Origin of the sequence: Pseudomonas sp. LBUM920 (genome assembly GCF_003852315.1) — a bacterium.
In the GTDB taxonomy this organism is placed as follows: Bacteria; Pseudomonadota; Gammaproteobacteria; order Pseudomonadales; family Pseudomonadaceae; genus Aquipseudomonas.
This window is the reverse complement of record NZ_CP027762.1, coordinates 4,832,714-4,853,427: the sequence shown is the minus strand read 5'-3', so window position 1 is coordinate 4,853,427 and position 20,714 is coordinate 4,832,714. Positions and strand designations below refer to the sequence as shown.

Below are 20,714 nucleotides of genomic sequence, written 5' to 3'. Positions count from 1 at the left end.
GTCAGAAACGCTTAATTGTCCTGCGCCTTGCCTGGGCCAAGACTGACGGCATCCTACTCAGTTGCCGGACGTCGCCGATGAATACCCGTCACCCGCAAAGCTTACGCTAGTCATCGCCGGCGTCATCCTCTGTTGGGCCTATTCGCCGATTGGCGTGCATATGGGGTTGCACAGCTACAGCCCCGGCCAACTGGCGTTGCTGCGGTTTCTGATTGCGTCGGTGTTCATGGGCGGTGTGGCATGGGCGGTGGGCATTGGCCGGCCGCGTTTGCGCGACCTGCCGTGGTTGCTGGTGCTGGGGTTCTTCGGCGTGTTTTTGCACCACACCAGCCTCAATTATGGGCAGCAATGGGTGACGGCGGCGGCGTCGAGCGTGCTGGCGCAGTCGGCGCCACTGTTCAGCGTGCTGATCGCGAGTTTGTGTTTGAAAGAACGCGTCAGTGCCTGGCGCTGGGGTTGTGTGTTGCTGGGCTTGCTTGGCGTGCTGGTGGTGATCTGGGGCGATCATGGCGTGGGCGATATTGACCCGCGCGGTTTGCTGATTGTGCTGGCGGCGGTGTCATGGAGTGTGTATTTCGCCATCCAGAAGCACTATGCCCATCGCTACAGCCCGCTGACCATGGCGTGTTACATGGTGTGGGCGGGCACCCTGATGCTGTGCGTGAACCTGCCAGGCCTGGCCGATGCCGTGCAGCAGGCACCGGCGCCGGAAAACCTCGCGGTGCTGATACTTGGCATTTTCCCCAGCGCCCTGGCGTACCTTGCCTGGGCCTATGTGTTGAAACACGTCGAGGTCAGCCGAGCGTCGGTGGCGATGTACCTGATCCCGCCGGTCGCCATGACGATGGCCGCGACGCTGCTGGGCGAGCACATTGCCGTGCAGGTGATGCTGGGCGGTGTGATGGTACTGGCCAGCGTGGCGGCCATCAGCCTGGAGGGCCGCAGGCGGTCAGTCGCTCAGGCAGAACGCGCGCAGCCGGTGCCCGTCGAGGTCCTGGGCGACAAAGATGTAGCCGAAATCCAAAGGGGTCGGTGACTGAATGATGGTTGCGCCACGCGCCACCCACTGAGCATGCAGGGCCTCTACGGCAGCCTGGTCTGGCAGGCAAAAGCCCACTTCGCCGCCGCCGCCGGTCATCCGGGCCGCTGGCTCCACCGTGGGGCGCGACCACAGTCCCAGCTTTACGCCGTTGTCGAGCATGAACAGGGCAAAGGTGGGGTTCAGTTCAAGCGGCGGGCTATCCAGCAGGCGGCTATAAAAGTTGGCACTGGTGGCCGGGCTGTCGACGTAGAGCAGGAAATAATGGGCGACGGTGGGCATGCAGGCTCCTTGGGAATGGGCGGTCAAGTGCGCCCAGTCTAAGGGGATGCCCTGTCAGTTCTTGTCAGGAGTGAGCGGTGATCGCGCACCTTCGCCGGTGTACAGGCTGATGATGTCGTCGATTTCCCCCGACATCTTCATCCGCAGCAGCGTACGCAAGATCCGCTGTACCGGCACGTTCGGGTCGTTGCGCACGATGCAACCCAGGCTTTGCTCGTCGATGATTGCGACCTTTTGCAGCCGCTCTTTCGGCGCCAGGTTCAAATTGAAGCGCTCGAGTATCCATTCGTTAATGACGGCGTATTCAAAACGCCCGGCGACCAGCTTTTGCAGCACCAAGGCTTCGCTGCGCGAGTCGTCACGGGTGAGCTGGCCTGTGGCAAACAGTGGGTCGAGGACAGCGTAGCGGTAGTTGAGCACCGTGCCGATCGGCTGAGGCGTCAGCGTGCCCACGTCTGCAGGCTGCGGCGCCGTGTGGCGGCCTACCAGCACATTGCGTTGCACCATCAGCGGCACGCTCCAGGTGTAGTCGCCGGACAGGCTGTCGACCCAGGTCTGGGCGACATAACAGCGCACATCGATGTCGCCATGGGCCATGGCGTTGGCGATGCGTGCCCGCGCCAGCACGTGAAACTCGGCCGGGCGCCCGACCTGGGTGGCCAGGCTTACCATCAAGTCATACAAAATGCCCTGGGTGGGCTGGCTGTCCTCCACCTGGGCCATGGGCATCGTCCAGCTGTCGGAAACCGAGAAACGCAACGGCGCAGGTGCCGCGAGGCTGGCAAGGGAAATCATCCATAAGGCGCCCAGGACTACGCGCATACACTCTCCGGGTTCAGGCCTTTGCGGGGCCATTGAGCAGAGCTTAGTCAGATTAGACGAGCGTGCCGGATGCAATTTCCCCCTTGCTCCGCTAGCATTACCGGCTTCCGCTTCCCAGTTGCGACGGTTTTCGATGAGTTATCAGGTTCTTGCACGTAAATGGCGTCCGCGCTCGTTCCGCGAAATGGTCGGCCAGACCCATGTGCTCAAGGCTCTGATCAATGCCTTGGACAGCCAACGGCTGCACCACGCCTACCTGTTCACCGGCACGCGAGGGGTGGGCAAGACCACCATTGCGCGCATCATCGCCAAATGCCTGAACTGTGAAACCGGTATCACTTCGACGCCTTGCGGCACGTGTTCGGTGTGCCGCGAGATCGATGAAGGGCGTTTTGTCGACCTGATCGAGATCGACGCCGCCAGCCGCACCAAGGTCGAAGACACCCGCGAGTTGCTCGATAACGTGCAGTACGCACCGAGCCGTGGCCGCTTCAAGGTCTACCTGATCGACGAAGTGCACATGCTTTCCAGCCATTCCTTCAACGCGCTGTTGAAAACCCTGGAAGAGCCGCCGCCTTACGTCAAATTCATCCTGGCCACCACCGACCCGCAAAAACTTCCTGCAACGATCCTGTCGCGGTGCCTGCAGTTTTCCCTGAAAAACATGACCCCCGAGCGTGTGGTCGAGCATTTGACCCACGTGCTGGGTGTCGAGAACGTACCGTTCGAAGACGACGCGCTGTGGCTGCTTGGCCGCGCGGCCGATGGTTCGATGCGCGATGCCATGAGCCTCACCGACCAGGCCATCGCCTTTGGCGAAGGCAAGGTGATGGCCGCCGACGTGCGCGCCATGCTCGGTACCCTCGACCATGGCCAGGTGTTCGACGTGCTGCACGCGCTGATCGAGGGCGACGCCAAGGCGTTGCTTGAAGCGGTGCGCCACTTGTCGGAACAAGGTCCGGACTGGAACGGCGTGCTCTCGGAAATCCTTAATGTCTTGCACCGCGTTGCGATCGCCCAGGCGCTGCCTGAAGGTGTCGACAACGGCCATGGCGACCGCGACCGCGTATTGGCGCTGGCCCAGGCATTGCCGGCCGAAGATGTGCAGTTCTACTACCAGATGGGCCTGATCGGGCGCCGCGACCTGCCGCTGGCGCCGGACCCGCGCGGTGGCTTTGAAATGGTCCTGCTGCGGATGCTGGCGTTCCGACCGGCGGATTCGGCCGACGCGCCGAGACAGCCGCTAAAGCCAGTGGGGATCAGCCAGGCCACAGTTGATTCCGCCAAACCAGTGGCTGGCGCGGCAGTGGTCGCGCCAGTAGTTGCTGCGCCTGCGCCTGCGCCCGTGGCTCCTGCGCCTGAGCCCGTAGTGGCTGCGCCCGAGCCGGTGATGGCTGAGCCGGCCATCGCGCCGGTGACCGAGCCCGAGCCCCTGGTCGACCTGCCGTGGAATGACCCGGTAGACGCCGAACCCGACGTCGAATTGCAACCTGCCGTGGAGCCCGTGCTGGAAACCAGCGGTGAGCAGCCCGAACTGACGCCGATGCCGACGCCGACCCCCGACAGCGCGGTGCCGGACGCACCCGAGTGGGTGTCTGCTCCGGTTCCAGAGCCGACCGTCGCCCAGGTTGAGGCCGCGACACCCGGCATCGACCTCGATGACGAACCGCCGCTGGACGAAGATTACATCGAGCCGGACATGGATTCGGCCTACAGCTACCTTGATGACCTGGCCAGCGAACACACCGCTGAGCCTGCACCCGAGCCCGAGGCGGAACCCGCTGCGGCCCCGGCCACCGGCCTGGCGCTGCAATGGCTGGAGTTGTTTCCGAAGTTGCCGATCTCCGGCATGACCGGCAGCATCGCCGCCAACTGCACCTTGATTGCCATCGATGGCGATCACTGGCTGTTGCACCTGGACCCGGCGCACAGCGCGCTGTTCAACGCGACCCAGCAACGCCGGCTCAACGATGCATTGAACCAGTACCATGAGCGCACGCTGACCATCACCATCGAGTTGATCAAGCCCGAGCAGGAAACCCCGGCCCAGGCCGCGACACGCCGACGCATCAACCGTCAGCGTGATGCCGAGCACTCGATCCAGGCTGATCCGCTCATCCAGCAAATGATGCAACAGTTCGGTGCGGTCGTGCGTCACGATACTATTGAACCTGTCGAAGCCCCGGTGCCCCAAGCGTCATGACACCGGGCTATTAATTGATCCACGTACTTTTGAGGTGATTCCCATGATGAAAGGTGGCATGGCCGGCCTGATGAAGCAGGCACAGCAGATGCAGGAAAAGATGGCCAAGATGCAGGAAGAACTGGCCAACGCCGAAGTCACCGGTAAAGCCGGTGGCGATATGGTTAGCGTGGTGATGACCGGTCGTCACGACATCAAGCGCGTGAGCATCGACCCAAGCGTATTGCCAGGCACCAGCGAAGATGACCTGGAAATGCTTGAAGCGCTGTTCGCCGCGGCCGTCAACGACGCCGTGCGCAAGATCGAAGCCAACAGCCAGGACAAAATGTCCGGCGTGACCGCTGGCATGCAACTGCCACCGGGCATGAAGATGCCGTTCTGATGGTCTAGCCTTGGCTAGCATCAAATGCCAGGCCCAGTGCCTGGCATTTTTGTTTGTGCCGATCCAATCGAACCCTGGCGTGGCAAGCATGGTCTGCACCCTATACCGACGCATTCGATAAAGGACCCCCCTCATGCCTCAAGAACCCATTCTCAACCAGCGCATCGTTCTGGTCTCGCGCCCGCAAGGTGCGCCAACCCCGGAAAACTTTCGCCTGGAGCGCGTGAACCTGCCGGAGCTGGCAGACGGCCAGGTGCTCTTGAAAACGCTGTACCTGTCGCTCGACCCGTACATGCGCGGCCGCATGAGCGACGCACCGTCCTACGCCGCGCCGGTGGAAATCGACGAGGTGATGACCGGTGGCGCTGTCAGCCGTATCGAGCAGTCGCGTAATCCGAAATTTGAAGTGGGCGACCTGGTCGTCGGTTCCACGGGCTGGCAGAGCCACAGCATCTGCGACGGGAGCAACCTGATGCCGGTGCCCAATGGCCTGGCCAGCCCGTCGATGGCGCTGGGTGTGCTGGGGATGCCGGGCATGACGGCGTACATGGGGTTGATGGATATCGGTCAGCCCCAGGCCGGCGAAACCCTGGTCGTCGCGGCGGCATCCGGCGCAGTCGGCTCGGTGGTGGGCCAGGTGGCCAAGCTCAAGGGCTTGCGCGTGGTGGGCATCGCCGGTGGCGCGGACAAGTGTCGCTACGTAGTGGACGAGCTGGGGTTTGACGCCTGCATCGATCACAAGAGCGCCAACTTTGCCCATGAGCTGGCGCTGGCGTGCTTCAACGGCGTGGACATCTATTATGAAAACGTCGGTGGCAAGGTCTTCGACGCGGTGTTGCCGCTGCTCAATCCCAAGGCGCGCATTCCCTTGTGCGGCCTGATTGCCGGCTACAACGCCCATGAAGCCCCAAGCGGCGCCGACCGCCTGCCCGCGTTGCAACGCACGTTGCTGACCAAGCGCGTGCGCATCCAGGGTTTTATCGTGTTCGACGACTATGGCGATCGCCAGCCCGAATTCCTCAGCGCCATGGCACCGTGGGTGCGGGACGGCAAGATCAAGTTCCGCGAAGACGTGGTAGAGGGCCTGGAGCAGGCGCCCGAAGCCTTTATCGGTTTGCTTGAGGGACGCAACTTCGGCAAGTTGGTGGTACGCGTCGCGCAGGATTGACCATTTGACGCTAATCCGGGGCGCGGGTATAAACCGCGTCTCGTTGTTTTGTCGGACCATTCGCTCATGAGCTTCAGCCCCCTGATTCGCCAACTGATCGACGCCTTGCGCACCTTGCCGGGTGTCGGTCAGAAAACCGCCCAGCGTATGGCGCTGCAACTGCTGGAGCGTGATCGCAGCGGTGGCACCCGGCTGGCCCAGGCCTTGAGCCAGGCCATGACCGGTGTGGGCCATTGTCGCCAGTGCCGCACCCTCACCGAAGAAGACCTGTGCCCGCAATGCGCCGACCTGCGTCGCGACGACACGCTGCTGTGCGTGGTGGAAGGCCCGATGGATGTGTACGCGGTGGAACAGACCGGTTATCGCGGTCGCTACTTCGTGCTCAAGGGCCACTTGTCGCCGCTCGATGGCCTGGGGCCGGAAGCCATCGGCATTCCGCAGTTGGTGGCGCGCATCGAAGAGCAGGACACGTTCACCGAGGTGATCCTGGCGACCAACCCGACGGTGGAAGGCGAAGCCACCGCGCATTACATCGCCCAGCTGCTGACCAATAAAGGCTTGATCACCTCGCGCATCGCCCATGGCGTGCCGTTGGGCGGCGAGCTGGAATTGGTGGACGGCGGGACGCTGGCGCATTCGTTTGCAGGCCGCAAGCCGATCGCCCTCTAAGCCAAACCGGCGTTCAAAACGTGGGAGCTGGCTTGCCTGCGATGGTGGAGTGTCAGGCGACATCGACGTCTCTGATCCAACGCCATCGCAGGCAAGCCAGCTCCCACAGTGGTTTTGTGGTGTAAGTGGGATCTTGAAAACCAAGCAAGCGCTTGGTAAGTTCGCTCCACCCCACCGTGGAGCTTGCCGATGCCTGCCTATCTGGACTACTTCGATCCCAGCCACCAATTGGTCCGCGACAGCGTGCGCCGTTTTGTCGAGCGCGAGATGTTGCCGGGCATTGAGCAATGGGAGGAAGCACAGAGCTTTCCTCGTGAGCTGTACCTCAAGGCCGGCGCGGCAGGAATCCTGGGCATCGGTTACCCCGAAAGCCTGGGCGGCAGTCACGAAGGTGACCTGTTCGCCAAGGTCGCCGCCAGCGAAGAGCTGATGCGCTGCGGCTCCGGTGGTGTGGTGGCCGGCCTGGGTTCGCTGGATATCGGCCTGCCACCGGTCGTCAAATGGGCGCGGCCCGAGGTGCGCGAGCGCGTTGCGCCTCAGGTATTGGCCGGTGAGAAGATCAGCGCGCTGGCGGTCACCGAGCCGGGTGGTGGCTCCGATGTCGCCAACCTGCAAACCCGCGCCATCCGCGATGGCGAGCATTACCGCGTGAGCGGCAGCAAAACCTTTATCACCAGTGGCGTGCGTGCCGACTTTTACACGGTCGCGGTGCGCACCGGTGGGCCGGGCTTTGGCGGCATCAGCTTATTGCTCATCGAGAAAGACACGCCCGGTTTCACGGTCGGCCAGCCGCTGAAGAAAATGGGTTGGTGGGCGTCAGACACGGCTGAGTTGTTCTTCGACGATTGCCGTGTGCCGGTGGGCAACCTGATTGGCGTCGAGAACATGGGGTTTGCCTGCATCATGGGCAACTTCCAGAGTGAGCGCCTGGCCCTGGCGCTGATGGCCAATATGACCGCGCAGCTTGCATTGGAGGAGAGCCTCAAATGGGCCACCCAGCGCGAAGCGTTCGGCAAACCCATCGGCAAATTCCAGGTGCTCAAGCACCGGCTGGCGGAAATGGCCACGGCGGTGGAGGTTTCGCGGGAATTCACCTACCGCCAGGCGGCGAAGATGGCGGCCGGCAAAAGTGTGATCAAGGAGATTTCCATGGCCAAGAACCTGGCCACCGACACCGCCGACCGCGTGACTTATGACGCGGTGCAGATCCTGGGCGGCCAGGGTTACATGCGTGGCAATTTGGTGGAGCGGCTGTACCGCGACAATCGCATCCTGTCCATCGGCGGGGGGACGCGCGAGGTGATGAATGAAATCATCAGCAAGCAAATGGGGCTTTGATTGGTGCTGGTCTTTCGCACGCCTCGCAGGCAAGCCAGCTCCCACATTGGAGCGCGGTCACTTGTGGGAGCCGGGCTGGCCCGCGATGAGGCCCTAACAGACGCCTCTTAACGCTCCGTCAGCCCAAACTGCGTCAGGCAAAATGTCGGAATGCCCATGTCTTGCAGGCGTTGCGAGCCGCCCAGTTCCGGCAGGTCGATAATCGCCGCCGCTTCGAAAATGCTCGCGCCCATGCGCCGCACCAGATTGGCCGCCGCGATCAGGGTGCCGCCGGTGGCGATCAGGTCATCGAACATCAGCACCGAGTCGCCTTCGCACAGGCTGTCTGCGTGCACTTCAAGAAACGCTTCACCGTACTCGGTTTGATAACCCTCGGCCAGCACGTCAGCCGGCAGCTTGCCCTGTTTGCGGAACAGAATCAGCGGTTTGTTCAGTTGGTAGGCGATGATCGAACCGATCAGAAAGCCCCGCGCATCCATCGCGCCGATGTGGGTGAAATCGGCCTCGACATAACGCTGGGCAAAGCTGTCGGCAACCAGGCGCAGGGCACGGGGCGATTGGAACAGCGGGGTGATGTCACGAAAGATAACCCCAGGCTTGGGGAAGTCGATGACAGGGCGGATCAGGGATTTGATGTCGAACGAATCGAAGGTCATCGTCGAAGAGTCCTGGGAGCGGAAAACGGACTCGAAGTATACCTGCGGCCTCGCCGATTGGCGCGGCCGCAAGCGGCTGGATCAACCTTCCAGGGAGCCGCCGGCCAGCGCGCACAGCTGGATCGGGTCGAGGATATGCACTTCCTTGCCTTCAGCGGCAATCAGCTCGTTTTGCTGGAAGCGCGTGAACACGCGGGACACGGTTTCCACCGCCAGGCCCAGGTAGTTGCCGATTTCATTGCGCGACATGCTCAGGCGGAACTGATTGGCCGAGAACCCACGGGCACGGAAACGCGCCGACAGGTTGACCAGGAACGTGGCAATCCGCTCGTCGGCGGTTTTCTTCGACAGCAACAGCATCATCTGCTGGTCGTCGCGAATCTCGCGGCTCATCACACGCATCAATTGGCGACGCAGTTGCGGCAATTGCAGGGCCAGTTCATCCAGGCGTTCGAAGGGGATTTCGCACACCGATGTAGTCTCCAGCGCCTGGGCCGACACCGGGTGAATCTCGGTGTCCATGCCGGACAACCCGACCAGTTCGCTGGGCAGGTGGAAGCCGGTGATCTGCTCTTCGCCGCTGTCGCTGAGACTGAACGTCTTCAGCGCGCCTGAACGTACTGCATAAACGGAATCGAATTTGTCGCCTTGGCGAAACAGAAATTCGCCCTTTTTCAGCGGGCGGCCGCGTTTAACGATTTCGTCCAGCGCTTCCATGTCTTCCAGATTCAACGAAAGTGGCAGGCAGAGGGGGGCCAGGCTGCAATCCTTGCAGTGAGCCTGGCTGTGAGCGCGCAGTTTGACTGGCTCGGACATTTCTTAAATCCTTGTGGGAAAACACACATAAGACGTAAGGGTAACGCACCGAGGGTGGATCAGGCCAGCGTGTACAAAAAAGCGGCACGTGGATAAAGGTTTTTGTATCGATGCCGATACACAGGTGAATCCCTATGAGCTGGAGCTCAGGTCATGTCGGTAATCCCTTTCAATAACCCTGTCATTACTACGAAAGCCCCTCAGGTGCTGACGGCCGCTGATGCGCTTGCGGGCAAAAAGGTCGATGACAAACCTGCGCCGCCACCCACGCCCGGTGAAGGTGTGGTGGTCACGATATCCGGGGCAGGGATGAAGGCTTCTCAAGCCGGTAGCAACCCCAACAAGGACATCGACGACAGCAACCTGAAAGACAACATCAAACAGCTGCTGAAAATGATCCGCGAACTCAGGAAGCAGCTTGCCGAGAAGATGGCTCAGCTTTCAGCAGCCATGAATGATACGGCCCTGAGCCCGGAGGCACGCCAGGCGAAAGTCGCCGGTTTGCAGGGGGATATTGCTTCAATTCAGTCCGGGTTGATGACCGCTCAGGGGCAACTGGCCAAGTCGCTGAAAGATGAATCGCCTGAGGCTCAAATGGAAGCAATGACGCTGCTGTCGAAATAATTCAGGCCTAGATGACCCGCGAGAATCGTTGCCTGTTCTGGTGCTCCAGGTAGGCATCGAACACCATGCACACCGAGCGCACCAGCAAGCGCCCGGCGGGCAGTACGCGAATGCCCTGAGCTTCAAGCTCGATCAGGCCATCGGCGGCCATCGTTTGCAGCTGCGGCCATAGCTCGTCGAAATAGCCGCGAAAATCGATGTTGAAGGCCTGTTCGATCTGCTCGAATTTCAGGCTGAAGGTGCAGATCAACTGCTGAATTACCTCGCGCCGCAACCGATCATCCGTGGTGCACACCAACCCACGGCTGGTGGCCAGTTGCGCACCGGCCAGGGCGTTCTGGTAGTGATTGAGGTCACTGCTGTTCTGGCAGTACAGGTCGCCGATCTGGCTGATCGCCGATACGCCCAGCCCGATCAGGTCGCAATGCCCATGGGTGGTGTAGCCCTGAAAGTTACGCTGCAACGTCCCTTCTTCCTGGGCGACGGCCAGTTCGTCATCCGGCAGGGCGAAGTGGTCCATGCCGATGTAGCGATAGCCCGCGCGGGTCAACTGTTCGATGGTGGTTTGCAGCATCAGCAGTTTTTCCGCCGGGGAGGGCAGCTCGTCGGTGTTGATCCGCCGTTGCGGCATGAAACGCTCCGGCAAATGCGCGTAGTTGAACACCGACAGGCGATCCGGTTGCAGGCTGATCACTTCCTCCACCGTACGCGCGAAGTTGATCGGCGTTTGCTTGGGCAGCCCGTAGATCAGGTCGATATTGATCGAGCGAAATTGCAGGGTGCGCGCCGCATCGATCACGGCGCGGGTTTCTTCCAGGCTCTGCAGGCGGTTGACCGCACGCTGCACCTCGGGGTCGAGGTCTTGCAGGCCAATGCTCACACGGTTGAAACCCAGTTCACGCAGCAGGCCCATGGTCGCCCAGTCGGCTTCACGCGGGTCGATTTCAATGCCGTAGTCGCCAGAATCATCGTCGAGCACATTGAAGTGCTGGCGCAGGCGTGCCATGACCTGGCGCAGTTCGTCGTGGCTCAGAAACGTCGGTGTGCCGCCGCCAAAGTGCAACTGCTCGACCGGCTGTTTCGGGTCGAGGTGGCAGGCCACCAGCTGGATTTCCTGCTCCAGGCGTTGCAGGTAAGCCTGGGCGCGGCCACGGTCCTTGGTGATGACCTTGTTGCAGGCGCAGTAGTAGCAAATGTTCGCGCAGAACGGCACATGCACATACAGCGACAAGGGGCGCACGGCCTTGCGGCTGTCGCGCAAGGCGTGGAGCAGGTCGAAAGTGCCGACCTGGCTGTCGAATTGTACGGCGGTGGGGTAGGACGTGTAGCGCGGCCCCGCCAAGTCGTAACGGTGAATCAGATCTGTGTCCCAACGAATGGCGTCGAGCATGCGGGCGGTCCCCCGGATTGGCTAGTGGGCCGAGTCTAGGGGCGCGCCGGGCAGGGCATGTTGATTTGCATCAACGGGGAGCGGCGCTATGCCACATGGCGATTTAATGGCCCATTAGCCAGTGCTGATGCGGACCGGGCAAGGTCCACAGGCCGAATAGAATCACCAGCAGGCCTCCAGCGACACGCACACTGCGTTTGCGCAGCACGGCGGTGACGCGTTCAGCGGCCAGCCCGGTCGCCAGCAACACCGGCCAGGTGCCCAGCCCGAACGCCAGCATCAGCAACGCGCTGTCCGCCGCATTGCCCTGGCTTGCCGCCCACAGCAGCGTGCTGTAGACCAAGCCGCACGGCAGCCAGCCCCACAGCGCGCCCAGCAGCAACGCGCGCGGCAGGCTGGACACCGGCAGCAAACGGTTGGCGACGGGCTGTAGGTAGCGCCACAGGCCGCGACCGAGGCTTTCGATGCGCGTAAGGCCGCTCCACCAACCGGCCAGGTACAGGCCCATGCTGATCAGCAACAAGCCTGCCAGCACACGCATGAACATCGCCGCCGGGCTGTTGGCCACCGCCCAGCCGGCCAGGCCGATCAATAAGCCGGCGGCGGCATAGCTGAGAATGCGCCCCAGGTTGTACGCCAGCAGCAGGCGAAAGCGCCGGCTGCGTTGCGCTGTGGGGATCGCCAGCGTCAGTGCGCCCATCAACCCGCCGCACATGCCCAGGCAATGGCCGCCGCCGAGCAGGCCAAGGATGAGCGCGGAGACCAGCAGCGGCGCCAGTTCAAGCATGGGGCGGGTCTTTGGGCGGTTGCTCGGGCCCGTTGGCTTCGTCGACAGCCGCCAGGTGGTTTGGGTCCTGGTCATCGAACAGCACGCTGTGGGCCGGGCCGTCGAGGTCGTCGTACTGGCCGCTGTCCACCGCCCAGAAGAAGATGTAGATAGCGACGCCGACTAACAGCAGCGCCGCTGGAATCATCACGTATAGAGCTGGCATCTGCACTCCATGCCCACGCGGCTCAAGCCGGCAGCGGGCGGGTTACTAAGGGGGCGCTGGCAGTCGGCGCGCTCGGCAGGCGAGTCAGGCGCAAGGCGTTGAGCACCACAGTCAACGAGCTGAGCGACATGCCGATCGCCGCCCAGATCGGCGTGATCCAGCCGAGCGCGGCAAACGGCAGCATAAGGCCATTGTACAGCCCGGCCCACAGCAGGTTTTCGAGGATTACCCGACGGGTGCGCCGCGCGAGGGTAAAGGCCTGCACCAACGCGTCGAGTCGATTGGACAACAGCACGGCATCGGCGCTGGTTTTTGCCAGGTCCGTGGCCGAGCCCATTGCCACACTGATATCGGCCGCAGCGAGCACCGGCACATCGTTGACACCATCGCCGAGCATCAGCACCTTGCGACCTTCCTTGTGCAGCTGTTGCAGCATTTGCAGTTTGTCGTCGGGGCGCAGGCCGCCATGGGCTTCGTCGATGCCCAGGTCACAGGCAACGCTGGCCACCATCGGAGAGCTGTCACCTGACAGCAGCAACGTGCGCCAGCCGCGCGCTTTGCATGCCGCCAACAGGGCTGGCGCGTCGCTGCGCAGACGGTCATCCAGCACGAACCAGGCGAGCGCGCCGTCACGATCGCCCAGCAGCAGCCACTGGCCCGCGTCGTCCGGCGAGGCGGGAGTCGGACAGCCGCTCAAGTCGCAGACAAACCCCGGTTGGCCGATACGCAGTTGGCGCTCACCCACACGGCCTTCCAGGCCCAGGCCGGGGAAACTCAGGACTTCTTCGGCGGCCAGCGGCGCACGGCCAAAAGCCCGTGCAATCGGGTGTTCGGAGCGGTTTTCCAGGGCTGCGGCGAGGCTCAGGCAATCATCGCTGCTTAGCGCGCTCAAAGGGTGGGTCGCACGCAACGCCAGGCGGCCTTCGGTCAGGGTGCCGGTCTTGTCGAAAATCACCGTGTCGATCTGGTTCAGGCCTTCCAGCACATGCCCGCGGGTCAGTAACAGCCCGAGTTTATGCAGCGTACCCGTGGCGGCGGTGAGGGCGGTTGGCGTGGCCAAAGAGAGCGCGCACGGGCAGGTCGCCACCAGCATCGCCAACACAATCCAGAACGCCCGCGAGGGATCCAATTCCCACCACAGCAGGCCGATCAACGCCGCGGCGATCAGCGAGCACAGCAGAAACCATTGCGCGGCACGGTCGGCGATTTGCGCAAGGCGCGGTTTCTCGGCCTGGGCGCGCTCCAGCAGGCGCACGATGGCGGACAGGCGCGTGTCATGGCCCAGGGCGCGGACCTCAACGCTCAACGCACCTTCGACGTTGAGTGTGCCGGCAGTCACCACATCGCCCACGTGGCGTGGCTGCGGCAGGTATTCGCCGGTGAGCAGGGCTTCATCGATGCTTGACTGGCCGTCGAGGATGACGCCGTCTGCCGGCAGCACCGCGCCGGGGTGTACCAGCACGCGGTCACCCACGGCCAATTCGCTGAGCAGAATGCGTTCGCTCTGGCCGCCAGCTTTCAGGCGCAGGCACGAGGCGGGCAACAGGTTGACCAGTTGAGCGGTGGCGGCGGCCGTACGTTCCCGCGCTCGGCGCTCCAGGTAGCGGCCGGCCAGCAGGAACAGCGCGAACATGCCCACCGCGTCGAAATACAGCTCGCCGGCGCCGGTGATGGCGGTCCAAATGCCAGCCAGATACGCGCCGCCTATCGCCAGGGACACCGACACTTCCATCGTCAGGTGGCGAGTGCGCAGGTCGCGCAGCGCACCTTTGAAGAAGGGCGCGCAGCTGTAGAACACGATGGGCGTGGTCAGAAACATCGCCACCCAGCGCAGGATCACGTGCAGCTCCGGGCTCAGGTCGATATTGAATTCGGGCCAAGTGGCCATGGTCGCCATCATCGCCTGGAACCACAGCAACCCCGCGACCCCCAATTGGCGCAAGGCCAGACGGTTTTCGCCGGCCAACTGCTCGGCGGCGCGGTCAGCCTGATAAGGGTGGGCGGCGTAGCCGATATGGCGCAGCTCGCTGAGCAGCTGGCTCAGCGGCAATTGCGCGTCGGCCCAGCGCACGTGCAGGCGGTGGTTGGACAGGTTCAGCCGAGCCTCGGACACCGCGGGCAGGCTGCGCAGGTGTTTTTCGATCAGCCAGCCACAGGCCGCGCAGCTGATGCCTTCCATCAACAAGGTGGTTTCGGCGAGGTCACCGTCATGGCGCACAAAGGGTTTTTGCACGTCGGCGCGGTCGTACAGGGCCAACTCGTCCACCAGTTGCACCGGCAGCGCTTCGGGGTTGGCCGAGGCTTCGCTGCGGTGCTGGTAATAGCTTTCCAGCCCGCCGGCCACAATGGCCTCGGCCACCGCCTGGCAACCCGGGCAGCACAGTTCGCGGCGCTCGCCGAGGATCACGGCGGTGAACCGGCTGCCGGACGGGACGGGCAGGGCGCAGTGGTAGCAGGGGGTTGGGGTGCTCATGGGTTTAGATCTTAGTCGGCTGAGAGAGCCTCATCGTGGGCAAGCCCGGCCCCCACAAGGAATCGCGATCCAGTGGGGGAGCGGCTTGCCCGCGAGGCGCGAAGCGCAGGCTTATTACTTCTTCAGGTCTTCAGCGCCCTGCAACGGCTCATCACCGAGCAGCAAGTCCTTGTCGTGGCTGACCTGTTCCTCTTCGAACAGGCGCCAGGTCCTGTCGCCCTCGACACCGAGCAATTCCACAAAGCGCCGGCCTTCGACCTTGTCGGTGACCTGGCCAATGTAGCGGCCAGGCTCACTGTCGCTGCGGGCCAGATTGATCTTGCGATCCTTCTCCGGCTGGGTCGGAGAAATCAGGTTCAGCTCCAGCGTGGTCGGGTTGCTGTTGCCGGTCAGGTGCAGGTCGACTTCACCGGTTAGTTCGTCCAGGTGCACCGCGGCGCGCAGTTGCAGGGTCTGGGCCAGCAGTTCGCGGTCCAGGGAGCGGTTGATGCCTTTGCCGGCCTCGTAGTAGTTGTCGTTGACCAGGTTGTCCGGGTTCTTCACCGCAATGGTCACCATGGACAAGGTCAAGGTCACCGAACAGGTCAGGATCCCAATGATGATCCACGGCCAGAGGTGCTTGTACCAAGGGCTTGCGGCAGTAGCTGCGGGCATTGTCGTGCTCTCTAGTTAACGAACTTGTGGGCCGATGAATCGGCTCTTGGCTTCAATGTGGACGCTGTCGTCATCGGCATCCTTGAGGATGAAGGTCACCTCGTTGGTGCTGGACGGCAGTTGCTCTGGTGCGCTGGACAGCTCGACCGGCAGGCTGAGGATTTCCCCGGCCGCCACTTTGATCTCGCGTCGACCCTGCAGCTTGAGGTCCGGCAGGCCCGAAGCGTCGAGCACGTAGGTGTGGTCGCGCTGGTCCTTGTTCATGATCTTCAGGCTGTAGACGTTTTCGATGCGGCCTTCGGCGTTTTCACGGAACAGCACACGGTCTTTGCTGACGTCGAAACCGACCAGCGAGCGCATGAAAAATGCACCGACCAACAGGCTGATCATTGCCAGCAATACCAGCGCGTAACCGATCAGACGCGGGCGCAATTTATGGGTTTTCTGCCCCGATAGGTTGTGCTCGGTGGTGTAGCTGATCAGGCCGCGCGGGTACTCCATTTTGTCCATGATGTTGTCGCAGGCGTCGATACACGCAGCGCAGCCGATGCACTCGATTTGCAGGCCGTCGCGGATGTCGATGCCGGTGGGGCACACCTGCACGCACATCGTGCAATCGATGCAGTCGCCCAGGCCTTGGGCCTTGTAGTCGGTGCCTTTTTTGCGCGGGCCACGCACTTCGCCACGGCGTGGATCGTAGGAAACGATCAGGGTGTCCTTGTCGAACATCACGCTTTGAAAGCGCGCGTACGGGCACATGTAGATGCACACCTGTTCGCGCAGCCAGCCGGCATTGCCATAGGTGGCCAGGGTGAAAAAGCCGACCCAGAAATACGACCAGCCATCGGCCTGGCCGGTAAAGAAGTCGAACACCAGTTCGCGGATCGGCGAGAAATAGCCAACAAACGTCATGCCGGTGACAAAGCCGATCAACAGCCACAGCGTGTGCTTGCTGAATTTGCGCAGGAACTTGTTGGCGCCCAGCGGCGCTTTGTCGAGCTTGATGCGCTGGTTGCGGTCGCCTTCGGTGACCTTTTCACACCACATGAAGATCCAGGTCCACACGCTTTGCGGGCAGGTATAGCCACACCACACACGACCGGCGTACACGGTGATAAAGAACAGGCCAAAGGCGGCCACGATCAGAATGCCCGACAGCAGAATGAAATCCTGGGGCCAGAAGGTCGCGCCAAAAATGAAGAATTTACGCTCCGGCAAGTTCCACCAAACCGCCTGGTGCCCACCCCAGTTCAGCCACACGGTGCCGAAGTACAGCAGGAACAAACCAGCGCCGCCGAGCATGCGCAAGTTGCGGAACAAGCCGGTGAAGGCGCGGGTGTAGATTTTCTCTCGCGACGCATACAGGTCGACGGACTGACTGGCGTTTTTGGCAGGCGGGGTAACGTCATGTACCGGTATTTGGTTGCTCATCATTGCATCCCACGGCGGTGGAGATTTGCCTCGGCCAGTACGTGCCAACCGGGGTCAAAAATAGGCTCTTGCAGTGGCGTAATGATACGCCTGCGGCAGTGCTGCACGGGTGCGACCTTTGGTCGCGTTGGGGGAAATCAATTGATGGTGTAAGTGATCTGGATCAATTGACTTGTGAAGTATGGTCGGTTTTGGCTGTGTTGCAGATTTGCAGGCAGTGCAGTGCGCTCCAAATGTGGGAGGGGGCTTGCCCCCGATTGCGGCATGTCAGTTGATACAACTGTCACTCAACCACCGCTATCGGGGGCTAGCCCCCTCCCACCGTTTGCTTGTGTGTCTTACTGCTCTTCAGCCGGCTTGTCGCCATGGGACAGGCTGTAAACGTAGGCTGCCAGCAAGTGCACCTTGTCGTTGCCTTGCAGCAACTCCTGCGCAGGCATCTGGCCTTGACGGCCATAACGAATGGTCTGCTGCAGCTGCGCGAAACTCGAACCGTAGATGAATGCACCCGGGTGCGTCAGGTCCGGCGCGCCCATCGCCGGCGTGCCTTTACCGGCAGGACCGTGGCAGGCCACGCAGTTGGCGGCGAAGAGTTTCGCGCCGTTGGCCACATCGGCCTTGGCGCCTTCCGGCAGTTTGCGACCGTCGAGGTTGGTCACCACAAAACCCGCCACGTCAGCCACGCCTTGCTCGCCAATGACTTCGGCCCACGCTGGCATCACCGCGTGGCGGCCTTTCATGATGGTTTCCTTGATGGTCGCCGGCTCGCCGCCCCAGCGCCAATCGGCGTCGGTCAGGTTGGGAAACCCGTAGGCGCCCTTGGCATCGGAGCCGTGGCACACCGAGCAGTTGGAGGCGAACAGGCGGCCGCCCATCTTCAAGGCTTGCGGGTCCTTGGCAACGTCTTCAATCGGCATCGCGGCGAATTTGGCGAAGATCGGGCCGAACTTGGCGTCCGACCTGGCCATTTCCTTTTCCCATTCGTGCACGCCGGTCCAGCCGGTCTGGCCGTTGGCGAAGGGGGTTTGCTTGTCGTTGTCGAGGTAGTTGTAGCCCGGCAGCAGGCCTTTCCAATTGCCAAGGCCGGGGTACAACGCCAGGTAGCCGAGGGCGAAGATGATGGTGCCGACAAACAGCATGAACCACCACTTGGGCAGCGGGTTGTCGTATTCCTCGATGCCATCGAACGAGTGGCCGACAGTCTCGTCCGTCTGCTCGGTGCGCTGGCCCTTGCGGGTCGACAGCAGCAGCCAGGTCAGGGCGAAGATGGTACCCAGACTGAGGACTGTGACGTACAGACTCCAGAACGTAGTCATTCTTTGTTACTCCTAGACGCTTGCTCGACGTGCTTGATGGCTTCGGGGTCATCCGCAAAAGGCAACATGGTCGCGTCGTCAAACTCCGACTTGCGGCGGGGGCTGAACACCCACAACGCCAGGCCGATAAAGGCCACCATCACCACAACGGTGCCCAGGCCACGAATCATCCCGATATCCATGCAGATCACCGTTTGCTTTTGATGATGGTGCCAAGGCCTTGCAGGTAGGCCACCAGTGCGTCCATTTCGGTCTTGCCCTTTACGGCTGCGGCTGCACCGGCGATGTCTTCATCGGTGTAGGGCACGCCCAGGGTGCGCAAGACTTCCATCTTCTTCGCGGTGTCCTTGCCGTCGAGCTTGTTTTCCACGAGGAACGGGTAGGCCGGCATTTTCGACTCCGGCACCACGTTGCGCGGGTTATACAAGTGCGCGCGGTGCCAGTCGTCCGAGTAACGTGCCCCGACGCGGGCCAGGTCCGGGCCGGTGCGCTTGGAACCCCACAGGAACGGGTGGTCCCACACGCTTTCACCGGCCACCGAGTAGTGGCCGTAGCGTTCGGTTTCGGCGCGGAACGGGCGGATCATCTGCGAGTGGCAGCCCACGCAACCGTTGGCGATGTAGACGTCGCGACCTTCCAGTTCAAGCGCGGTGCGCGGCTTCATGCCTTCGACCGGCTTGTTGGTCACGTCCTGGAAAAACAGCGGAACGATCTGGGTCAGGCCGCCGATACTCACGGCGATGACCATGAAGAAGGCCAGCAGGCCGATATTCTTCTCGACTACTTCATGCTTCATCAGTGAGCTCCCACAACGGCGATCTTGGCGGCGGCTTCAGCCTCTACAGGGTCGGAGGCACGCACGGTGCGCCAGACGTTGTAGGCCATCAACAGCATGCCGCTGGCAAAGAACGCACCGCCCAGGGCGCGGACGATGTAGCCCGGATGGCTGGCTTGCAGCGCTTCGACGAAGGAGTAGGTGAGCGTGCCGTCATCGTTGATCGCACGCCACATCAGGCCCTGGGTGATGCCGTTGACCCACATCGAGGCGATGTAGAGCACGGTGCCGATGGTGGCCAGCCAGAAGTGCGCGTTGATCAGCCCGACGCTGTGCATCTGCGCACGGCCGAACAGTTTGGGGATCATGTGGTACACCGCACCGATGGAGATCATTGCCACCCAGCCCAACGCGCCAGCGTGGACGTGGCCGATGGTCCAGTCGGTGTAGTGGGACAGCGAGTTGACGGTCTTGATCGCCATCATCGGCCCTTCGAAGGTCGACATGCCGTAGAACGCCAGCGACACCACCAAAAAGCGCAGGATCGGGTCGGTGCGCAATTTATGCCAGGCGCCCGAGAGCGTCATCATGCCGTTGATCATGCCGCCCCAGCTGGGGGCCAGCAGGATGATCGACATCGCCATGCCCAGCGACTGCGCCCAGTCCGGCAGCGCGGTGTAGTGCAGGTGGTGCGGGCCGGCCCAGATGTACAGGGTGATCAGCGCCCAGAAGTGCACGATGGACAGGCGGTACGAGTAGATCGGACGCTCGGCCTGCTTGGGCACGAAGTAATACATCATCCCCAGGAAGCCGGTGGTGAGGAAGAAGCCCACGGCATTGTGGCCGTACCACCACTGGATCATCGCGTCCGTCGCCCCGGCGTAGGCCGAATAGGACTTGAACCAGCTCACCGGCAAGGACGCGTGGTTGACGATGTGCAGCATCGCCGTGACCAGAATGAAGGCACCGTAGAACCAGTTACCCACATAAATGTGCTTGGTCTTGCGCTTGACGATGGTGCCGAAGAACACCACGGCGTAAGTCACCCAGACGATGGCCAGCAAAATGGCAATGGGCCATTCCAGCTCGGCGTATTCCTTGGTGGTGGTGTAGCCCAGCGGCAGGGTGATGATGGCGCCGAGGATCACGGCTTGCCAGCCCCAAAAGGTGAAGGCGGCGAGGCCGTCGGAGATCAGTCGCGTCTGGCAGGTTCGCTGCACGACATAGTAGGAGGTGGCAAACAATGCACATCCGCCGAAGGCGAAAATCACCAGGTTGGTGTGCAGCGGGCGCAGGCGGCCAAAGGTCGTCCATGGCAAACCGAAATTCAATTCCGGCCAAACCAGTTGCGAGGCGATGAACACCCCGAGCCCCATGCCAAGGATCCCCCAGACCACCGTCATGATGGCGAACTGGCGGACTACCTTATAGTTATAAGCAGTCGGACTGATTGCTGTGCTCATTCTAAGGTTCCACGGTTTAGGTTTTTTTATAGTTGAAATCGGCCGCAAGTATGGACAAACCGAGGGGCCATTGCAACGCAATGGCTGACCTGTATCAATGCGTTCCGGGCCAGATTCTGCGCCCTTTCCATGTTTGGCGTAAGGACAAAATCAGAAATCGAAAGCTGATCGAGTGGACAGGAATTTTTTCAGGTCGCAACGGCAGTCGCCTGATACGCCAA

General features: G+C 62.0%; 21 protein-coding genes. 7 read left to right on the top strand and 14 right to left on the bottom strand.

The window, feature by feature from the left end:
• Positions 1–61 precede the first annotated feature (61 nt).
• On the top strand, positions 62–1,036 hold the full coding sequence (locus tag C4J83_RS22410; RefSeq protein ID WP_124418230.1) for a DMT family transporter: 975 nt from the start codon (positions 62–64) through the stop codon (positions 1,034–1,036).
• Here the strand turns inward: C4J83_RS22410 and C4J83_RS22405 are convergent.
• Positions 950–1,321, bottom strand: coding sequence for a VOC family protein (locus C4J83_RS22405; protein WP_124418229.1), 372 nt, complete (start codon positions 1,319–1,321; stop codon positions 950–952). The two genes, C4J83_RS22410 and C4J83_RS22405, sit on opposite strands and share 87 nt — an antisense overlap.
• A 54-nt stretch (positions 1,322–1,375) precedes the next feature.
• The gene (locus C4J83_RS22400; RefSeq protein WP_124418228.1) at positions 1,376–2,143 is read right to left on the bottom strand and encodes a substrate-binding periplasmic protein; all 768 of its coding nucleotides are present in this window, start codon (positions 2,141–2,143) and stop codon (positions 1,376–1,378) included.
• Positions 2,144–2,276: 133 nt separating this feature from the next.
• Here C4J83_RS22400 and dnaX point away from each other — a divergent pair, with 133 nt between their 5' ends.
• The 5 genes from dnaX (at position 2,277) to C4J83_RS22375 (ending at position 7,903) form a co-directional block, all read left to right on the top strand.
• Entirely contained in the window at positions 2,277–4,346 is a 2,070-nt protein-coding gene (gene dnaX / locus C4J83_RS22395) for a DNA polymerase III subunit gamma/tau (RefSeq protein WP_124418227.1), read from the top strand.
• 43 nt (positions 4,347–4,389) lie between these two features.
• A complete protein-coding gene (locus C4J83_RS22390) occupies positions 4,390–4,728 on the top strand; it encodes a YbaB/EbfC family nucleoid-associated protein (protein WP_083357362.1) in 339 nt (112 codons plus the stop codon).
• Between the two features lie 133 nt (positions 4,729–4,861).
• Entirely contained in the window at positions 4,862–5,896 is a 1,035-nt protein-coding gene (gene curA / locus C4J83_RS22385) for an NADPH-dependent curcumin/dihydrocurcumin reductase (RefSeq protein ID WP_124418226.1), read from the top strand.
• 66 nt (positions 5,897–5,962) lie between these two features.
• Positions 5,963–6,565 carry a recombination mediator RecR gene (gene recR, locus C4J83_RS22380; protein WP_124418225.1) on the top strand — a complete coding sequence of 201 codons (603 nt, stop codon included), beginning with the start codon at positions 5,963–5,965 and terminating at the stop codon, positions 6,563–6,565.
• A 189-nt stretch (positions 6,566–6,754) separates the two neighbouring features.
• Entirely contained in the window at positions 6,755–7,903 is a 1,149-nt protein-coding gene (locus tag C4J83_RS22375; RefSeq protein WP_124418224.1) for an acyl-CoA dehydrogenase family protein, read from the top strand.
• 107 nt (positions 7,904–8,010) lie between these two features.
• On the opposite strand, the gene C4J83_RS22370 is transcribed toward C4J83_RS22375, so the two are convergent.
• Together C4J83_RS22370 and fnr are read right to left on the bottom strand one after the other, a co-directional pair.
• Positions 8,011–8,559, bottom strand: coding sequence for an adenine phosphoribosyltransferase (locus C4J83_RS22370; RefSeq protein ID WP_124418223.1), 549 nt, complete (start codon positions 8,557–8,559; stop codon positions 8,011–8,013).
• A gap of 81 nt (positions 8,560–8,640) precedes the next feature.
• Positions 8,641–9,375: a fumarate/nitrate reduction transcriptional regulator Fnr gene (fnr, locus tag C4J83_RS22365; RefSeq protein WP_106576340.1), complete on the bottom strand. Its 735-nt coding sequence runs from the start codon at positions 9,373–9,375 to the stop codon at positions 8,641–8,643.
• A gap of 153 nt (positions 9,376–9,528) precedes the next feature.
• Here fnr and C4J83_RS22360 point away from each other — a divergent pair, with 153 nt between their 5' ends.
• Positions 9,529–9,999 (top strand): hypothetical protein, encoded by a 471-nt coding sequence (locus C4J83_RS22360; protein ID WP_119742147.1) that lies wholly within the window; start codon positions 9,529–9,531, stop codon positions 9,997–9,999.
• Between the two features lie 7 nt (positions 10,000–10,006).
• Here C4J83_RS22360 and hemN read toward each other — a convergent pair whose 3' ends face one another.
• The 10 genes from hemN to ccoN all read right to left on the bottom strand — a co-directional run bounded on the left by hemN (position 10,007) and on the right by ccoN (position 20,493).
• Positions 10,007–11,389 carry an oxygen-independent coproporphyrinogen III oxidase gene (gene hemN, locus C4J83_RS22355; protein WP_124418222.1) on the bottom strand — a complete coding sequence of 461 codons (1,383 nt, stop codon included), beginning with the start codon at positions 11,387–11,389 and terminating at the stop codon, positions 10,007–10,009.
• Between the two features lie 103 nt (positions 11,390–11,492).
• Positions 11,493–12,176: a sulfite exporter TauE/SafE family protein gene (locus tag C4J83_RS22350; protein ID WP_106576343.1), complete on the bottom strand. Its 684-nt coding sequence runs from the start codon at positions 12,174–12,176 to the stop codon at positions 11,493–11,495.
• On the bottom strand, positions 12,169–12,381 hold the full coding sequence (gene ccoS / locus C4J83_RS22345; RefSeq protein WP_017735332.1) for a cbb3-type cytochrome oxidase assembly protein CcoS: 213 nt from the start codon (positions 12,379–12,381) through the stop codon (positions 12,169–12,171). The genes C4J83_RS22350 and ccoS overlap by 8 nt, the downstream gene beginning before the upstream one ends.
• Positions 12,382–12,403: 22 nt before the next feature.
• A complete protein-coding gene (locus C4J83_RS22340) occupies positions 12,404–14,854 on the bottom strand; it encodes a heavy metal translocating P-type ATPase (RefSeq protein ID WP_124418221.1) in 2,451 nt (816 codons plus the stop codon).
• Positions 14,855–14,968: 114 nt separating this feature from the next.
• The gene (locus tag C4J83_RS22335; RefSeq protein ID WP_106576345.1) at positions 14,969–15,508 is read right to left on the bottom strand and encodes a FixH family protein; all 540 of its coding nucleotides are present in this window, start codon (positions 15,506–15,508) and stop codon (positions 14,969–14,971) included.
• 15 nt (positions 15,509–15,523) lie between these two features.
• A complete protein-coding gene (gene ccoG / locus C4J83_RS22330) occupies positions 15,524–16,939 on the bottom strand; it encodes a cytochrome c oxidase accessory protein CcoG (RefSeq protein WP_124418220.1) in 1,416 nt (471 codons plus the stop codon).
• A 338-nt stretch (positions 16,940–17,277) separates the two neighbouring features.
• A complete protein-coding gene (gene ccoP, locus C4J83_RS22325) occupies positions 17,278–18,255 on the bottom strand; it encodes a cytochrome-c oxidase, cbb3-type subunit III (RefSeq protein ID WP_106576347.1) in 978 nt (325 codons plus the stop codon).
• The gene (locus C4J83_RS22320; RefSeq protein ID WP_003193169.1) at positions 18,252–18,437 is read right to left on the bottom strand and encodes a CcoQ/FixQ family Cbb3-type cytochrome c oxidase assembly chaperone; all 186 of its coding nucleotides are present in this window, start codon (positions 18,435–18,437) and stop codon (positions 18,252–18,254) included. Before C4J83_RS22320 ends, ccoP begins: the two co-directional genes overlap by 4 nt.
• Positions 18,438–18,442: 5 nt before the next feature.
• A complete protein-coding gene (gene ccoO, locus C4J83_RS22315) occupies positions 18,443–19,051 on the bottom strand; it encodes a cytochrome-c oxidase, cbb3-type subunit II (RefSeq protein ID WP_078738505.1) in 609 nt (202 codons plus the stop codon).
• Entirely contained in the window at positions 19,051–20,493 is a 1,443-nt protein-coding gene (gene ccoN, locus C4J83_RS22310) for a cytochrome-c oxidase, cbb3-type subunit I (protein ID WP_124418219.1), read from the bottom strand. Before ccoN ends, ccoO begins: the two co-directional genes overlap by 1 nt.
• Positions 20,494–20,714 lie beyond the last annotated feature (221 nt).

Coding starts and splice junctions, on each gene's coding strand:
- hemN (WP_124418222.1), bottom strand. CDS start 11,389: ATGCTCGACGCCATTCGTTGGGACACAGATCTGATTCACCGTTACGAC.
- dnaX (WP_124418227.1), top strand. CDS start 2,277: ATGAGTTATCAGGTTCTTGCACGTAAATGGCGTCCGCGCTCGTTCCGC.
- C4J83_RS22400 (WP_124418228.1), bottom strand. CDS start 2,143: ATGCGCGTAGTCCTGGGCGCCTTATGGATGATTTCCCTTGCCAGCCTC.
- fnr (WP_106576340.1), bottom strand. CDS start 9,375: ATGTCCGAGCCAGTCAAACTGCGCGCTCACAGCCAGGCTCACTGCAAG.
- recR (WP_124418225.1), top strand. CDS start 5,963: ATGAGCTTCAGCCCCCTGATTCGCCAACTGATCGACGCCTTGCGCACC.
- ccoN (WP_124418219.1), bottom strand. CDS start 20,493: ATGAGCACAGCAATCAGTCCGACTGCTTATAACTATAAGGTAGTCCGC.
- C4J83_RS22375 (WP_124418224.1), top strand. CDS start 6,755: ATGCCTGCCTATCTGGACTACTTCGATCCCAGCCACCAATTGGTCCGC.
- C4J83_RS22405 (WP_124418229.1), bottom strand. CDS start 1,321: ATGCCCACCGTCGCCCATTATTTCCTGCTCTACGTCGACAGCCCGGCC.
- curA (WP_124418226.1), top strand. CDS start 4,862: ATGCCTCAAGAACCCATTCTCAACCAGCGCATCGTTCTGGTCTCGCGC.
- C4J83_RS22320 (WP_003193169.1), bottom strand. CDS start 18,437: ATGGATATCGGGATGATTCGTGGCCTGGGCACCGTTGTGGTGATGGTG.
- ccoO (WP_078738505.1), bottom strand. CDS start 19,051: ATGAAGCATGAAGTAGTCGAGAAGAATATCGGCCTGCTGGCCTTCTTC.
- C4J83_RS22340 (WP_124418221.1), bottom strand. CDS start 14,854: ATGAGCACCCCAACCCCCTGCTACCACTGCGCCCTGCCCGTCCCGTCC.
- C4J83_RS22370 (WP_124418223.1), bottom strand. CDS start 8,559: ATGACCTTCGATTCGTTCGACATCAAATCCCTGATCCGCCCTGTCATC.
- ccoG (WP_124418220.1), bottom strand. CDS start 16,939: ATGAGCAACCAAATACCGGTACATGACGTTACCCCGCCTGCCAAAAAC.
- ccoP (WP_106576347.1), bottom strand. CDS start 18,255: ATGACTACGTTCTGGAGTCTGTACGTCACAGTCCTCAGTCTGGGTACC.
- C4J83_RS22350 (WP_106576343.1), bottom strand. CDS start 12,176: ATGCTTGAACTGGCGCCGCTGCTGGTCTCCGCGCTCATCCTTGGCCTG.
- C4J83_RS22335 (WP_106576345.1), bottom strand. CDS start 15,508: ATGCCCGCAGCTACTGCCGCAAGCCCTTGGTACAAGCACCTCTGGCCG.
- C4J83_RS22360 (WP_119742147.1), top strand. CDS start 9,529: ATGTCGGTAATCCCTTTCAATAACCCTGTCATTACTACGAAAGCCCCT.
- ccoS (WP_017735332.1), bottom strand. CDS start 12,381: ATGCCAGCTCTATACGTGATGATTCCAGCGGCGCTGCTGTTAGTCGGC.
- C4J83_RS22390 (WP_083357362.1), top strand. CDS start 4,390: ATGATGAAAGGTGGCATGGCCGGCCTGATGAAGCAGGCACAGCAGATG.